A 16462-nucleotide genomic window follows, 5' to 3' on the forward strand; every position below is an offset into this window, starting at 1 on the left:
TATATTTGCGGACAAGACATCCATGATCAACACCTCTCCTCTATTGGAATATGTAACTGATATACATGACATTAAAGCGATTAATCAATGGCGTAGCGATGTTGAGCAACAGTTAAATGAGGCCTATGATCATGGTACAACAATACGCGAAATTGTCCGTACCCGTTCAAATGTGGTAGATGAAGCCCTTATGTTTCTCTGGAAGCATTCGGGGCTAGATCAAACAGATCTCGGTTTATTTGCTGTTGGTGGCTATGGGCGACGCGAAATGTTGCCCTATTCTGATGTCGACATCATGATTCTTTCAGAAGAAGATCTTTCTCCTGAACAAGAACAAACAGTGACGCAATTTATTTCTACACTTTGGGATGTGGGGAATTTTAAACCGGGTGTCAGTGTACGGAGTATCCGAAGTTGTTTTGAACAAGCCACCAATGATCTCACTGTGGCAACCTCGCTGATTGAAGCGCGATTAATTATTGGCAATCAACATCTGGCAAGATGGCCTCGTCGTGTCGTTTCCCAAACTTGGACAGACAAGACTTTCTTTGATGCCAAGATGGATGAACAAGCGCAACGCTATGCACAACATAACAATACTGAAAGCAATTTAGAACCCGATATTAAAAATGCACCCGGCGGTATTCGGGACATTAACCAAATTGGCTGGATTGCCAAACGACATTTCCGAGTCAATCGTATTTACGACTTGGTTCATTTGGGTTTTATTTCTGAATTTGAATTGGGCGTTCTGGAAGAAGCTGAAAACTTTCTTTGGGAAATTCGCCATCATTTACACCGTTTAACCAAACGTGATGAAAATCGCCTATTGTTTGATTATCAACGTGATATTGCAGCTAAATTTGGCTATACACGAGAAGATGATCATCATCCAAATTATCCAATTGAACAGTTCATGAAGCGTTATTATCGTACCGCGCAACAGGTTTCGACCTTAAATGAAATGTTATTGGCTTATTTCAATGAATCGGTGATTACCCCACGTTTACCCGACTATGAACGTAAAATCGAAAATATTAACGAACATTTTAAATTGGTTGATGGCAAGCTTGCCGTTCAACAACATAAAACCTTTTCCGAAAATCCAAGCGCTATTTTAGAGATTTTTTATATCTTGGCGAATCGCCCTGAAATCGAGGGTATTCGTGCACGTACATTACGTCTTTTGACTTTAGCAGCAAAACGCATTGATCAAGCATTTCGTGATAATCCGACCCATCAAGCATTATTCATGGCGATCATTCGCTCTCCATATCGTTTATATGAAACCATGGTGGCAATGAAACGTTATGGTGTATTAGGAAATTATATCCCTGCATTTGGGCAAATCATGGGACTGATGCAATATGACTTGTTCCATATTTATACCGTCGATGCACATACCTTACTGTTAATTCGTAATTTAAATCGTTTTAAAGAACCCGGCTTTGCCAAAGACTATCCTGTTGTCAGTTCTGTATTTCAACGCTTAGTCCGTCGTGACATCGTATTCCTTGCTGCATTATTCCATGATATTGCCAAAGGCCGTGGTGGAGATCACAGTGAACTTGGCGCCGAAGATGCAATTGAATTCTGTCTTGCGCATGGATTTACCGAACGCGAATGTAATCTGGTTGCTTGGCTCATCCAAAACCATTTACTGATGTCGATGACCGCACAGAAAAAAGATATTTCTGACCCAGATGTGGTGAAAGAGTTTGCTGAAAAGCTTGGTGATATGGAGCATTTAGATTATCTCTATACGCTGACGGTTGCCGATATCAATGCCACCAATCCAAAACTTTGGAATACATGGCGCTCTTCTTTGATGCGTCAACTCTATACCCATGCGCGCGATGTAATTCGTTCTGGTTTGGGTCGTCCTGTTGATTATCAAATGCTGATTGAAGATACCAAATTCTCTGCAAGCGAAGTCTTGGTAGATGAGTTTCCACTTGATCAAGTTGAAAAGGTTTGGCAAGAGCTTGGGGACGAATACTTCCTTAAAGAATCCGCAGATGAAATTGCATGGCATACCCGCGCGATTTTGCAACACGGCGACAACCCTGCACCATTGGTGCTCATGCGTGCGCACCGTAAAGCAGCACAAGATGCTGTACAGATCTTTATTTATACCCAAGACCAACCCAATCTGTTTGCCACCACAGTGGCAATTTTGGATCGTATGAATCTGGATGTCCAAGATGCACGGATTATCACTGCAACCAAAGCCTTTAGTTTAGATACTTATGTGGTCTTGGATCGTTTCGGTACCTTATTAACCGATCCTGAACGTGAAGAAACAGTCAAACAGGCGTTAATTAAAGCCTTAAGCGAATCAGATAAATATCCGGGTTTGATGCAACGTCGTATTCCACGTCAACTTCGCCACTTCGATATTGAAAATACCGTGGATGTAACACTTAACGAAGCTTTGCAGCAAAATATGGTAGAAATCTCTACCCTCGACCAACCGGGCTTACTTGCACGCGTTGGTGGTTTATTTATGATGCAAGGTTTAGACATACATTCTGCTAGAATCGCCACGCTGGGTGAAAAAGCAGAAGATATTTTCTTTGTCACCAAAAAAGATGGCACCCCCCTCACTGAAGCTGAGGCTGAAGTCTTTACCGCAAAATTAAAAGCGGCATTAGATGAAGCATCCAATCAAATCTGTGGGCAACATTAATCTTACTTTCTATCGTGGTAATTGTTTCATGAACTCTAGTTTGTCTTTATTACATCCTTATCCATTTGAAAAGTTAAGCCAGCTTTTTCAGGATGTAAAACCTGCAGATTTACCTTTGATCCCACTTTCAATTGGAGAACCAAAGCATCCTGCTCCTGAGTTTGTGAAGCAAGCGATCATTGATAATTTTCAGCACCTTTCAACTTATCCAAACAGTAAAGGTTTACCAGAACTTCGTGAAAGTATTGCTCAGTGGCTAACCCGTCGTTTTAAACTGAATGCAATCAGTGCCGAAGATCATGTCCTTCCAGTTACAGGTACACGTGAAGGGATTTTCTCTTTTGTACAAGTCTTGATTAATCGTGATGACGCACCTTATGTGGTAATGCCTAATCCGTTCTATCAGATTTATGAAGGTGCAACACTTTTAGCTGGCGCCAAGCCATACTTTGTTAACTGTACCGAAGATAACAATTACCTCGGTGATTTTGATGCTGTACCTGCTGAAGTTTGGGAAAAAACTGCACTTTTGTTTGTTTGTACGCCGGGAAATCCTACTGGTGCGGTACTTTCAAAAGCACAATTTAAAAAGCTAATTGCACTTTCTGACCAATATGACTTTGTGATTGCGTCTGATGAATGTTACTCAGAATTGTGGTTTGATGAAGCACCGATCGGTTTATTGGAAGTCTGTGCTGAATTAGGTCGTAACGATTATAAAAATTGTATCGTGTTCCATTCTCTGTCTAAGCGTTCAAACCTACCGGGTATGCGCTCAGGTTTTGTTGCTGGGGATGCAAACTTACTTAAACCTTATTTAAAATTTCGTACTTATCACGGCGCTGCAATGCCAGTCCAACATCAATTGGCTTCAATTGTTGCTTGGAACGATGAAACACATGTTGAAGAAAATCGTAGACTGTATCGTGCCAAATTTGATTTGTTCCAAAATGAACTCGGTCATCTTTTAGCATTACAAAAGCCCGATGCAGGTTTCTATTATTGGTTAAAAGTCGATCATGATGAAAACTTTGCCAAAATGTTAATGGAAAAAGCCAACATTAAAGTTTTACCGGGGCGTTATTTGTCTCGTGATACTGAACAAGGCAATCCTGGTGAAGGTCATGTTCGTATGGCATTGGTCGCAGATATTGCTCAATGTGAGCAAGTGATCCAACGTCTAAAAGCTATTTTATAAAAATATGCTGTTATAAAAAATGCCCCAAATTTGGGGGCATTTTTTTATGGTATTTAAAAATCAAATGCAGCACTTAGCATGAATGTACGAGGTTGCCCAGCAACCAAGTAGCCGTTATTGGTGTTAGAAGTACTGTTGATGTTGTCGAATAGACCAACTGATGACCAATAATTTTTATCGAAGACATTATTTACGCGGAAATTAAAAGTTGTCGGTGTTTGCCCCAACTGAGTTTTATATGTCGCACCAAGATCTAAAGTTGTCCAATCACCTACTTTCAATTTGTTGTCTAAACTTGCATAAGTCGAACCTGTATAAGTGACTTGAGCATTTAAAGACACATCTTGAACTGTTGGTAATTTCCAATCAGCACCAACATTTGCTTGAAATTCTGCAACACCCACTTCCTTTTTATTATCGTAGTTAACATTTCCTGTATTTTTTTGCTTTGCATCAATCCAAGTTGCACCACCTAACACTTTTAAAGAATCAGTCAATTGACCAAAAGTATTGAGTTCAACACCACGATGTACATATTTACCCGCATCACTAAAAACACTGTTTTCAAGTACTGCGCGCTGCTTATCGATATCAAACAAACTTAGGCTTGCACCAAACTGATCATTTTCATATTTGGCACCAATTTCTTTTTGTTTAGCAACGAATGGTTTGAGTGTTGTGGTTTCTTTCGTCGTTGAATTGGTATTACTCAAACCTGTAGCTAAAGATTCAATATAATTTGCATAAACTGAAACTTCAGGCAGGATTTTATAACTTAGACCCAAAGCAGGGGTAAACTTACTTTCATCATACTCACCTGATTTAGTTGAAGTTCCATAATTATAGTTTTCTTGCATGATGGTTTGATAACGTCCACCGAGCATGACTGTTAATTTATCATCTAAAGCTTTGAGGTTATCGCCAATGGCAATACTTCTTAAACGCGTCCGAGTCGTTAATTTAGGTGTATCTAAGTTATTCCCAAACAACGCATTTTGTGAATAAGCAGGTTGATCATACTGGATTGGATTATAGATATTGTTGGCTAATGTATTTTTATAGTCCATCACATAAGCATTGCGGGTGTTCTGTTGAAATGCCGATGCAGATAGCACTAAATTATGTTCAATTGAACCTGTGTTTACTTTACTACGCACACCAACTTCACCAGTATTGACCATATCTACACGCGCATTGTCAAATCGATAAATGGTTCCCGCGCCTGTTGTCTGATTGGTCAATGTCATATTTGCTAAACTGTTTTGCTCTTCGCCATGTCGAAAACCATAAGCAGCATAAGCTGTTAAATTATCTGCTAAATCATATTCAGCACGATAACTTCCGAAGACATCCTCTTCATTTGAATACGTCCATTTTTGTGCAAAGTTATCTGAGCCATCAATTGCTTTCGGAATCTCGGTAATACCCGCGCCTAAAGTCACATTTGGTCGAGTCGCTTTTAAACGATTATTCACATAACCCATATCGCCAGAAAGACGTAAACGATCACCACGGTAATCCAAACCTATAGAAGCTAAGCCTAAAGATGCTTCTTCATTATCAACAGCAGTATCACCGCCATGATATGCTGTGTTTACTCGTACGCCGAATTGTTGATCTTCACCAAAACGGCGAGAAATATCATTGGCAATATAACCGCCATTAAAGTCCGTACCTACTGTGACACGATTAAGTGGTTCGTTACTTGCACGTTTCGGCAATAAGTTAATTGCACCACCAATCCCACCATTACTTGGCATGGCTCCATTTAAAAATGAGGATGCCCCTTTTAATACCTCAACACGTTCAAACAGCTCCGCAGGAATATATTGACGTGGTAAAATTGAATATAAACCGTTATAGGCTGTGTCGTCTGAACCCAAGTTAAAGCCACGAATATAATAATTTTCTTGGAAATTACCAAAACCACGTCCGACACGAACACTTGGATCCACTTTTAAAACATCCCCAACACTTTTTGCTTGTCGCTCTTGAATATATTGATTGGTATAGCTGGTTAGATTAAACGGCGTATCTATATTTTTCTGATTACCAAATATTCCAACTTTACCGCCAGAAGCCACTTGTCCACCAGCAAATGCTGGCATTAAACCCTCTGCTGATGCATCTGCACTTGCGACTACTGTAATCGTACTCAGTTGTTTTGCATTACCATTGCTCGATTGAGTCGATGGAGCATCTTGTTGTTCAGCATGCGCAATTGCAGCACTTGTCGCCACTGCCATCATCACAATTAAGGGTTTAATTTTTCGCATAGGAGGCTCTAAAACAGTCATCTAAATTAAGTCGCAATATTAAATGATAATCACTATTACTTAAACTTGCTTTCTCATTTTATAAGCACGTTTTTTCAAATAAAAAAGCAAGAACTCATGGTATTTATTTATTAAAAAATATTATAAATTGAGAAAGTTTTTGTAGTTTTTATACAAAATTATGCTGGTTTTGATGGTTTTTATATCAAAAACATATAAATAATTTTATTCATTCACGTGATCTAATAATCAGTGCTTTAAAACAACAAATATCACTAACTTCAACGGCCTCTCTATAGCAAAATTTAACCGCTTAACTTTCAAAAAATCACATTAAGCGCTGTATTGCAACTTGACCAAACATAGAGCCTTTAGAGATACTCAACTTATCTCTACTCATTTAAAAAACTAAAATGAAATCGCATGACCCAATGAAAAAAAAGCGCATAAACTCAAAACTCGGGATCATTATTGCAATTATTTTTATTGTGCTAATCGTGGCTTTTATTGGATGGAAATCTTCAAATAAAAAGCAGCCTTCTCCAGAAAATGCAGCAACATCCGCTTCTAGCGCAAAACCAGCACTGACTGTAACGGTGATACAACCCGAGCTACAAAACTGGAAGCAAAACTTTACAGCCAATGGCAATATTGCTGCATGGCAAGAAGTGGTGATTGGCAGTGAACTTTCGGGGCAACGAATTACCAAAGTCAATGTCAACGTTGGTGATAGCGTACAACGTGGGCAAGTTTTGGCTGAAATTAACAGTGAAAGTATTCGTGCTGAATTGGCGACAGCAAAGGCCAATTATGCAGAAGCGAAAGCTGTGCTAGCTGATGCCAGTATCAATAATCAACGTATTCAACAACTCAAAAATACTGGTGCAATTTCACAACAAGAAGCGACAAAATACCTGACTTCTCAAAGTACAGCACAAGCCCGTTTAGATGCTGCCAAAGCCCAAATTGACAGTAATCAGCTTCGTTTAACACAAACCCAAGTGATTGCACCCGATCATGGGGTTATTTCAGCACGTACAGCAACAGTTGGCTCATTGGCACAAACGGGACAAGAACTGTTCCGCTTGATCCGTGATAACCGTTTGGAATGGCGTGCCGAAGTAACCTCGACAGACTTATATAAACTTAAAAAAGGCATGACAGCGCATATCACCTCACCTGATCCTAGCCGTTCAGCCGTTTCAGGTAGCGTTCGGATGATTGCACCAGTCATTGACCCGCAAACACGTTATGGCTTGGTCTATGTGGATATACCTACCACTGATGCTGTTCGTATGGGTATGTTTGTCAAAGGTGAGTTTGATCTAGGCGAAAAGCCAGCACTAACAGTGCCTCAAACCGCAGTACTTTTACGTGATGGTTTCTCTTATGTGTTTATTGTCAATAAAGATAATCGAGTAACTCAACAGAAAGTCACACTTGGTCGACGTTTAAATGATCGTGTTGAAATTGTTGATTTAGCAGCAAACACTCAACTGGTTGCCTCTGGAACAGGATTCTTGTCAGATGGTGATTTAATCAAACGTGGTCATGCCATTCCAGATACACCATTGACCAAACAACTCGTTAGCACGCAGGAGAAATAACATGAATTTCTCCGCTTGGTCGATTAAAAATCCGATTCCCGGTATCTTGCTTTTTATCATGCTAGGTTTAGCGGGTTTGATGTGTTTTCATTGGATGAAAATCCAACAATTCCCCGATATTGAATTACCGATGGTTACGGTTACTGCGGCTTTACCCGGTGCAGCACCACCGCAACTGGAAACAGAAGTTGCACGTAAAATTGAGAACTCGATTGCAACTTTACAGGGACTTAAAAATCAATATACCAATATCCAAGATGGTGTAGTTACCGTAACTGCCGAGTTCCAACTGGAAAAACCACTGCAAGAAGCTGTTGATGATGTCCGTAATGCGGTTTCACAAGTACGTTCAGATTTACCTGCAGATCTTCGTGATCCAATTGTCAGTAAAATCAACCTTTCAGGTTCACCGATTCTCACCTACACCATCCAATCCCCTCGTATGGATGAAGAAGCACTGTCTTGGTTTGTTGATTACGATGTAGCACGTGCAATGTTAAAAGTCAAAGGCGTTGGTGCGGTTTCTCGTGTAGGCGGTGTCACGCGTCAAGTTGAAGTTGAATTAGATCCTGAAAAACTCTTAGCATTAAATGCCACAGCAACAGACATCACCCGACAATTACGCCTTGTTCAGCAAGATGCATCTGGCGGACAAACCAAAATAGGCGGCAGTGAACAGTCTATTCGTACCATCGCCACAGTAAAAACTGCTGCTGAAATTGCAGCAATGGATATTGCCTTGAGTGATGGTCGCCATATTCGGCTGGATCAAGTTGCCAGCATTCGTGATGGCATTGCTGAACGACGTTCTGCTGCACTGTTAAATGGCCACCCTGTGATTGGCTTTGAAATTACCCGCAGTAAAGGTGCAAGTGAAGTTGATGTTGAAATCGGAGTAAAAGAGGCACTTGAAACATTAAAAGCGGCGCATCCCGATATTAAAATCACTGAAGCATTTAACTTTGTAAATCCTGTGGTTGATAACTACAAAGGCTCAATGTCCTTGCTGTATGAAGGCGCACTGCTTGCAATCTTGGTGGTTTGGCTGTTTTTACGTGATTGGCGTGCCACGATCATTGCGGCAACTGCCCTACCTTTGTCCATTCTACCCGCCCTAATTGGCATGTATTACTTAGGTTTTACTTTAAATATTGTCACACTGTTAGCCATGTCGTTGGTTGTTGGGATACTGGTCGATGATGCCATTGTAGAAATTGAAAATATCATCCGGCATCTTCGAATGGGGAAAACGCCTTATGAAGCGGCCATGGAGGCAGCCGATGAAATTGGTTTAGCCGTGATTGCCACCACTTTCACCTTGATTGCAGTGTTCTTACCCACTGCCTTTATGAGTGGTATTGCGGGTAAATTCTTTGTGCAATTTGGCTGGACAGCGGCTTTGGCTATTTTTGCCTCACTTTTGGTGGCACGCTTACTGACACCTATGATGTCAGCCTATATTCTTAAACCTTGGGTTGGCAAAGTTGAAAGTCATCATGACAACCAAGTATTAGATGATCAAAGCCAAGCAATCAAAGATCATGGTGATCTTGAACTTCAACATGATCGTGCCAAAGATGGTCGGGTGATGCGCGCATATATGCGGATGGTCACATGGTGTTTAAATCATCGTTGGATCACCTTAAGCAGTGCCATCATTTTCTTTATTGCTTCACTGATGCTCATTCCATTACTCCCTACAGGCTTTGTTCCACCACCTGACACTGGGCAGACCCAAGTGCGTGTTGAGCTTCCACCAGGTTCACAATTTCCAGATACCTTAAAAGCAGCAGAATACGCGCGTAGTTTAATTAAGGATCATCCTGAAATTAAAAGTGTCTATACCACGATTGGTGGTGGTTCAGCAGGTACAGATCCTTTTGCGGGTGGTGCATCAAGTGAACCAAGAAAAGCAACCTTAACCATTCAAGTCACAGCACGTTCAGACCGTGCTGCAAGTTTGCAAAAAATTGAAAACGACTTGCGCCAACGTTTAGCTCCATTGCCTGGTGCACGGATTCAAGTCGGTATTGCAGGCAATAACAGCCAATATCAAATTGCGCTGTCAGGTGATGACCCAGATGTATTAATCAGTACAGCACGTCAAGTAGAACGAGAAATCCGGACTATTCCAAATATTGGTAGTATTACCTCAAGCGCAGCATTGATTCGCCCTGAATTGGTGATTCGCCCTGACTTTGCAAAAGCTGCGGATTTAGGCATTACCACACAAAATATCGCTGAAACTGTGCGTATTGCCACGGCGGGAGATTTTGATCAGAATTTGGCAAAATTAAACCTTTCGCAACGGCAAATTCCGATCGTCATCAAACTGCCCCTGTCTGCACGTCAAGACCAAGACCTGATTAAACGCTTGATGATTACAGGCAGTAAAGGTCCAGTGATGTTAAGCACCATTGCACAAGTTAATATTGAAAGTGGTCCTTCACAAATTGACCGCTTTAACCGTTTACGTAACATCAACTTTAATATTGAGCTCAATGATCAGCCTTTAGGCGATGTTGCGGCTGCTGTAGATAAACTTCCAACCATCAAAAACTTACCTCCGACAGTAAAACGTACCAATCTGGGTGATGCCGATGTGATGGAACAGCTCTTTGCAAGCTTTGGTTTAGCTATGCTCACAGGCGTATTGTGTATCTATGTGGTCTTGGTGCTCCTGTTTAAAGACTTCTTACAACCGATCACCATTTTAGTAGCATTGCCTTTGGCACTGGGTGGTGCGTTTGTGCTACTGCTTTTAGCAAAAAGTAGTTTTTCGATGCCAAGTTTGATTGGCTTAATCATGTTGATGGGAATTGCCAGTAAAAACTCGATTCTTTTGGTCGATTATGCAATTATCGCCCGCAATGAACGGCAGTATTCACGTATGAATGCGCTCTTAGATGCCTGCCATAAGCGTGCACGACCCATTATTATGACCACTTTAGCGATGGGTGCAGGTATGTTTCCGATTGCCTTAGGAATAGGTACAGATCCAAGTTTTAGAGCACCGATGGCAATCTCTGTAATTGGTGGACTGATTACCAGTACCTTTTTATCATTATTGGTTATTCCTGTTGTGTATACCTTTATTGATGATATTCACAACATGTTATTTAAGCGCAATAAAGCCAATAAATCGAAAGAAGCAAGCGTATCTCATTCTTGATTTTTAAAATTGAATGAGATGACAACATAATGTAAAAGAGAAAGCCTATCTAGATCTTTATTAGACTTCTTTCATAAGTCCTTTTTAAAACCATAAATCAACATAAAAGCGCCCTCATCCTAGCCTTCTCCCAAAGGGAGAAGGAACTTTCAATACCAATATGATTCACTCCACATGATCATTTTTTGATTTATCAAAGATCTTTATTAGATAGACATTTTTTTATTTGGGCTAATTTTATTTGATTAATTCAGCAACAAAGCCGCAGCAAATAAGCCAAAGCATAAGGATGAAAGATAATAAATATATTTGATTTTGGTTTTAAACCAATGCATAGCTTTATTTTGGGTCATCAATCGCACCAGAAGCAAGTTCCAGATCAAAACTACACTCACCATCCACAAACAGGTTAAAGTCAGTTGAACAACATTATAGTGCTGATAAATTGCCATAATAATACTGCTATAAAACAGAATATTTTTAGGATTTAATAAACTCGACTGTATCCCCAGCAAGACATATTTTATCCATGCAAAGGTGGGTTTATTTTGGTGTTCTATATGGTAATCCACTGTTAGTTTAGCTTGTTGTGCAAATATGAAACACCGATAAGACAAATAACTTAAATAAGCAATACAGCCCCATTTTACCAGCTTTAAAATATCATCATCGAGTTTGCCAAGAAAAAACAATGAACTCAAAATAAGGCCTATCACGGCAACATTTCCCAAGACGATCCCTAAACAAACAGCTCTCGCCGCATGTGGCCCATTTCGAAACAATGAGGTTAAAATAAGAAAAAAATCAGGGCCGGGTGAAAGTAAAGCAATGAAATGGGTGACAATCACAATAAAGAACAGTTGCATTACTCGATCCAAAAAAATATTTAGATGAGCTTAAATATTTTTAGAACCTATTATCTTGTAGATAATTGCGCAGTTAGAGCATGACAAACTGAGCTTGAAACTGCTTCGGTGTGATTCCAGTATGCGATTTAAACACATGATGAAAATGACTTTGGTCTGTAAACCCCAAATCATGAGCAACTTGAATAATTGCTTCTCCAGACTTCAAACGCTTTCTGGCTATATTTATTTTTTGATTTAATTGATACGCATGTGGTGTTAAGCCAAAATTATTTTTAAACAAGCGAATAATGGCATAACGACTAATCCCTAGACTTTGACTGAGATCTTCTAAAGAAAGCATCTGTTTACTGTGATTCATATCATCAATCATTGCACCCAAATGCTTTTGAAAATAATCAGACTGCTTTAATAACGTAAATTCAAAATTGGGCAATAATATTTCACTCAGGACTTCAATTAATTGTTGTTGTTTGAATAAAATCGATATAGTTGGATCAAATAACAGCTGATTTAACTGCGTAAATGCTTGGTATATATGTGGGTTTGTTAAAATTTGTGGTTTTAGCAACGGAAGATGATGGGGATAAAGCTGCTCAATATCTTTGACTAATTCTGAAAAAAGTTGAGCAACCCAATGTGCATCTAAATGCATCATTTGATAACTCCATGCTTGATTTTCCAGTGGATTACATGCGTGTTCCACCTCAGCAGGAATGATTACTACGCTTCCTGTTTGAATTTGCTCTTCGCTGGCAAAATAGCTACTAAAGCGACTTATTCCACAATCCACAGCACCAATCGAAAAGGTCGGAGGCTATGTGATTTATAGCAAATACGGCTTTGACATGCCCTACGTGTTTCGACATAGGGCATTTGCGGATCAGTCCAAAATTCAACTGCAGTGTCTAATTGCATCATATCCTCAGTCTTATTTTGATCTGTACAACAGGTTATTCTGCTAAAGCTTTTTCAATATCCTGTTCTATATCCTCAGGCTTCGTGGTTGGTGCATAGCGGTTAATCACTTCACCTTTCTTATTTATTAAGAATTTGGTGAAATTCCACTTAATGCCACTGCCGAGTATGCCCTTACTGTTATTGGTTAAATAACGGAATATCACATGCGCTTCAGGTCCTTTTACATTCACTTTAGCGAACATTGGAAAAGAAACACCATAATTGCGTTGGCAATAAGTGCCGATTTGCTCATTTGTACCGGGGTCTTGTCCACCGAACTGGTTACAAGGAAATCCTAAAACTTCAAGACCTTGGTCTTTATATTTCTCGTAAACCTTTTCTAATCCTGCAAATTGTGGAGTAAAGCCACATTTACTTGCAGTATTTACAATCAATAAAACTTTTCCTTCATAATCAGAAAAAGATTTATTTTCACCCTCTAACAGCTCAGCCTCAAACTGATAAATGTTGGTCATGGATACGTTTCCTCGTCGCCTTTTTCTTGTGATTTTAATTCTAAAGAAGCGGAATTTACGCAGTAGCGTAAGCCCGTTGGTTGTGGTCCATCTTCAAATACATGCCCCAAATGAGCGTCGCAATGATGGCATATAATTTCTACACGTTCCATACCATGCGAATGATCATCTTGTTCTTCTATAACAGTATTATTGATCGGTTTAAAAAAGCTCGGCCAACCACAACCACTGTCATATTTGGTTTCTGAAGAGAATAACTCTTCCCCACAACATCGACATACATAGGTTCCATGCTGCTTGGAATTCCAATACTTTCCAGTAAAGGCAGCTTCAGTGCCCTTTTGTCGAGTGATTTTAAATTCCTCTGGTGATAACTCTCTTTGCCATTCTCGGTCTGTTTTATTGAGTTTTCCCATCATTAAACTCCTTTAAATCTTTGACATTCAATGTCATGCTTCAGTACTTCCATATTTACGCTAGAGCTTGGAAAATTTCTAGCTAAATTTCAACATAGATTGTGATATTTCAGTAATCTATTTTTTTAACTCAAAATAATTGGATAAAATTATGTCCGTTTTAGGTAACACAACCCCACGTGAAATCAAGAAATCGTCAAAGCTAGAGCATGTTTGCTACGACATTCGTGGACCAGTGTTACGAGCGGCCAATGAGATGGAAGAAGCCGGTCATAAAATTATTAAATTAAATATCGGTAACCCCGCCCCGTTCGGCTTTGAAGCCCCTCAAGAAATTATCAATGATGTGGCTTTAAATTTGCCTAATGCTGTCGGTTATACAGATTCAAAAGGGATCTTCCCTGCGCGTAAAGCCATCTGTCAGTATTATCAGCAAAAAGGTATCTTGGATTTACATGTCAAAGATGTGTATATCGGGAATGGTGTGTCTGAACTGATCGTTATGGCGATGCAAGGTTTATTGGATGATGGCGATGAAATGCTGGTTCCAATGCCGGATTACCCATTATGGACGGCAGCCGTAAATCTATCAGGTGGTACAGCGATTCACTATAAATGTGATGACCAAAACTACTGGTATCCTGATATGGCGGATATGGAAAGTAAAATTACCCCAAATACTCGTGGTATTGTGGTGATTAACCCAAATAATCCAACGGGTTCAGTCTATCCGCGCCATGTTTTAGAACAGATCGTCGCATTAGCAAAAAAACATGATCTAATTTTATTTGCAGATGAAATTTACGACAAAATTGTTTATGACGGTATCGAACATGTCTCTGTTGCAGCATTAGCAGGAAACCATTTATGTGTTTCTTTTAATGGTTTATCTAAAGCCTATCGTATTGCAGGTTACCGTTCTGGTTGGATGGCGATTACGGGCGATAAGTCTCGTGCAATGGATTACATTGAAGGCTTGGACATGCTTGCCTCTATGCGTTTATGTGCCAACCACCAAGCCCAATATGCGATTCAAACCGCTTTAGGTGGCTATCAATCAATTAATGATTTGATCCGCCCAGGTGGTCGTTTATATGAACAACGCAATATTGCTTGGGAAATGCTTAACGATATTCCTGGCGTGTCGTGCGTAAAACCAGAAGGTGCAATGTATTGTTTCCCTAGGCTAGATCCTGAAATCTATCCAATTGAAGATGATGAAAAATTCATGTTAGATTTCCTCAAAGCTGAAAAAGTTTTACTGGTTCAAGGAACAGGTTTTAACTGGCCTACACCTGATCATTTCCGTGTGGTATTCCTTCCTGCAGAAAATGAATTACGTGAAGCAATGAACCGCTTAAGTCGTTTCTTGGCAAAAATGCGTTAATCTTTATAAAGTAAAGATAAGCTAAAAAAGGCATTCAAAATTGAATGCCTTTTTTAATTACCCAATTCATCTGTACAACTAAAAACTTAGTCATTGACGTTATATTGTACAACATCTTCATTGAATGCTGAAAAAACGCACTGGCAAGCACTTTATCCAGTTTTAATAGTATGTAACTATAAATTTGAGTGATTATTTGAAAAATTACATTTTTAAATAAGTATGGGCAACAGCTCAGTATTTATATAGATTTAAAAACTGGTACAAAAAATGCTTATGACCAGAACAATGATTGAAAAGGATAGTTTATGAAAAAGACGGTTACTGCACTTACACTTGCAATTGGCATGCTTTTACCCTTTACGAGTTATGCAAAAAATAATGTCGTTGTCGTCGCAACTGGCGGTACGATCGCGGGTGCTGGAGCAAGTTCTACAAATAGCGCAACATATACTGCTGCGAAAGTTCCTGTAGATGATTTGTTGAATGCAGTTCCACAAATTCAAAATCTTGCTAATGTTACAGGCGTACAGGCTTTACAGGTTGCTTCAGAAAGCATCACTGACAAAGAGCTTTTAACCATTGCACGTAAAGTGAACGAATTGGTTAAAAAGCCTGATGTGAATGGCGTGGTGATTACCCATGGTACAGATACTTTAGAAGAAACTGCTTATTTTCTAAGTCTTACAGTTCATACAGATAAACCAATTGTCGTTGTTGGTTCTATGCGTCCACCTTCAGCGCTTTCAGCTGACGGCCCTTTGAACCTGTATAGTGCTGTTGCGCTTGCTGCCGCAGACAGTGCCAAAGGCAAAGGCGTTTTTGTGTTAATGAATGATGATATTTTTGCAGCACGTGATGTGTCAAAGACCATCAATATTCATACCGATGCTTTTGTCAGCCAATGGGGTGCTTTAGGTACACTGGTTGAAGGTAAACCTTATTGGTTTAGAAATGTTGCAAAACGTTTTAACAATAGCTCTGAGTTTAATATTGAGAACATTCAAGGTGATGCGTTACCAATCGTTCAAATCGTTTATGGTTCAGGCAATATGCTTCCAGATGCCTATGTGGCCTATGCGAAAGCGGGTGCTAAAGCCATTATTCATGCGGGTACAGGTAATGGTTCCGTTGCGAATTATATTGTTCCGACATTGAACCAACTCCAGCAACAAGGTGTACAAATCATTCGTTCTTCACGCGTTCCACAAGGTTTTGTATTACGTAATGCTGAACAGCCTGATGATAAATATGGTTGGGTGGTTGCTCACGATTTGAATCCGCAAAAAGCAAAACTTTTAGCTGCTTTGGCGCTGACCAAAACCAAAGATGCAAAAGAAATTCAACGGATGTTCTGGGAATACTAAGTTTAATCTTTGAATCAAGCTTAATACTTGAATCAAGTTTAAAACCAG

10 protein-coding genes and 1 pseudogene are annotated in these 16462 nt (G+C 39.7%); 6 read left to right on the top strand and 5 right to left on the bottom strand.

Translation table 11 applies throughout. The annotated features are described in order from the left end of the window. The first annotated feature begins 22 nt into the window (after positions 1 to 22). Positions 23 to 2689 (top strand): [protein-PII] uridylyltransferase, encoded by a 2667-nt coding sequence (gene glnD / locus L3V46_RS11615; RefSeq protein WP_004821140.1) that lies wholly within the window; start codon positions 23 to 25, stop codon positions 2687 to 2689. Positions 2690 to 2717: 28 nt separating this feature from the next. Then, the gene (gene dapC / locus L3V46_RS11620; RefSeq protein ID WP_239045755.1) at positions 2718 to 3887 is read left to right on the top strand and encodes a succinyldiaminopimelate transaminase; all 1170 of its coding nucleotides are present in this window, start codon (positions 2718 to 2720) and stop codon (positions 3885 to 3887) included. Between the two features lie 53 nt (positions 3888 to 3940). Here dapC and L3V46_RS11625 read toward each other — a convergent pair whose 3' ends face one another. Beyond that, positions 3941 to 6163: a TonB-dependent receptor gene (locus L3V46_RS11625; RefSeq protein ID WP_239045756.1), complete on the bottom strand. Its 2223-nt coding sequence runs from the start codon at positions 6161 to 6163 to the stop codon at positions 3941 to 3943. A gap of 413 nt (positions 6164 to 6576) precedes the next feature. On the opposite strand from L3V46_RS11625, the gene L3V46_RS11630 reads away from it, so the two are divergent. Together L3V46_RS11630 and L3V46_RS11635 are read left to right on the top strand one after the other, a co-directional pair. Further along, on the top strand, positions 6577 to 7770 hold the full coding sequence (locus L3V46_RS11630; RefSeq protein ID WP_171501854.1) for an efflux RND transporter periplasmic adaptor subunit: 1194 nt from the start codon (positions 6577 to 6579) through the stop codon (positions 7768 to 7770). A 1-nt stretch (position 7771) separates the two neighbouring features. Further along, positions 7772 to 10942 carry an efflux RND transporter permease subunit gene (locus L3V46_RS11635; protein WP_239045757.1) on the top strand — a complete coding sequence of 1057 codons (3171 nt, stop codon included), beginning with the start codon at positions 7772 to 7774 and terminating at the stop codon, positions 10940 to 10942. 245 nt (positions 10943 to 11187) lie between these two features. Here L3V46_RS11635 and L3V46_RS11640 read toward each other — a convergent pair whose 3' ends face one another. From L3V46_RS11640 to msrB, 4 genes and pseudogenes are all read right to left on the bottom strand, one after another. Beyond that, positions 11188 to 11808 carry a LysE family translocator gene (locus L3V46_RS11640; protein ID WP_239045758.1) on the bottom strand — a complete coding sequence of 207 codons (621 nt, stop codon included), beginning with the start codon at positions 11806 to 11808 and terminating at the stop codon, positions 11188 to 11190. Positions 11809 to 11881: 73 nt separating this feature from the next. Next, positions 11882 to 12726 (bottom strand): annotated as a pseudogene (locus tag L3V46_RS11645) (AraC family transcriptional regulator). Between the two features lie 35 nt (positions 12727 to 12761). Continuing rightward, positions 12762 to 13244 carry a glutathione peroxidase gene (locus tag L3V46_RS11650; protein WP_004720960.1) on the bottom strand — a complete coding sequence of 161 codons (483 nt, stop codon included), beginning with the start codon at positions 13242 to 13244 and terminating at the stop codon, positions 12762 to 12764. After that, positions 13241 to 13660, bottom strand: a complete 420-nt coding sequence (gene msrB, locus L3V46_RS11655) for a peptide-methionine (R)-S-oxide reductase MsrB (RefSeq protein WP_004821128.1) — start codon at positions 13658 to 13660, stop codon at positions 13241 to 13243. Before msrB ends, L3V46_RS11650 begins: the two co-directional genes overlap by 4 nt. Before the next feature lie 151 nt (positions 13661 to 13811). On the opposite strand from msrB, the gene L3V46_RS11660 reads away from it, so the two are divergent. After that, the gene (locus tag L3V46_RS11660; protein ID WP_004720962.1) at positions 13812 to 15047 is read left to right on the top strand and encodes a pyridoxal phosphate-dependent aminotransferase; all 1236 of its coding nucleotides are present in this window, start codon (positions 13812 to 13814) and stop codon (positions 15045 to 15047) included. Between the two features lie 308 nt (positions 15048 to 15355). Further along, positions 15356 to 16414, top strand: a complete 1059-nt coding sequence (locus L3V46_RS11665; RefSeq protein WP_004720964.1) for a type II asparaginase — start codon at positions 15356 to 15358, stop codon at positions 16412 to 16414. Positions 16415 to 16462 lie beyond the last annotated feature (48 nt).

It is taken from the genome of Acinetobacter sp. AG3 (assembly GCF_022343575.1).
Classification (GTDB): Bacteria; Pseudomonadota; Gammaproteobacteria; order Pseudomonadales; family Moraxellaceae; genus Acinetobacter; species Acinetobacter guillouiae.

Bases quoted from the DNA above. Each gene is read 5' to 3' on its own strand.
- glnD (WP_004821140.1), top strand. From the start codon at position 23: ATGATCAACACCTCTCCTCTATTGGAATATGTAACTGATATACATGAC.
- dapC (WP_239045755.1), top strand. From the start codon at position 2,718: ATGAACTCTAGTTTGTCTTTATTACATCCTTATCCATTTGAAAAGTTA.
- L3V46_RS11625 (WP_239045756.1), bottom strand. From the start codon at position 6,163: ATGCGAAAAATTAAACCCTTAATTGTGATGATGGCAGTGGCGACAAGT.
- L3V46_RS11630 (WP_171501854.1), top strand. From the start codon at position 6,577: ATGAAATCGCATGACCCAATGAAAAAAAAGCGCATAAACTCAAAACTC.
- L3V46_RS11635 (WP_239045757.1), top strand. From the start codon at position 7,772: ATGAATTTCTCCGCTTGGTCGATTAAAAATCCGATTCCCGGTATCTTG.
- L3V46_RS11640 (WP_239045758.1), bottom strand. From the start codon at position 11,808: ATGCAACTGTTCTTTATTGTGATTGTCACCCATTTCATTGCTTTACTT.
- L3V46_RS11650 (WP_004720960.1), bottom strand. From the start codon at position 13,244: ATGACCAACATTTATCAGTTTGAGGCTGAGCTGTTAGAGGGTGAAAAT.
- msrB (WP_004821128.1), bottom strand. From the start codon at position 13,660: ATGGGAAAACTCAATAAAACAGACCGAGAATGGCAAAGAGAGTTATCA.
- L3V46_RS11660 (WP_004720962.1), top strand. From the start codon at position 13,812: ATGTCCGTTTTAGGTAACACAACCCCACGTGAAATCAAGAAATCGTCA.
- L3V46_RS11665 (WP_004720964.1), top strand. From the start codon at position 15,356: ATGAAAAAGACGGTTACTGCACTTACACTTGCAATTGGCATGCTTTTA.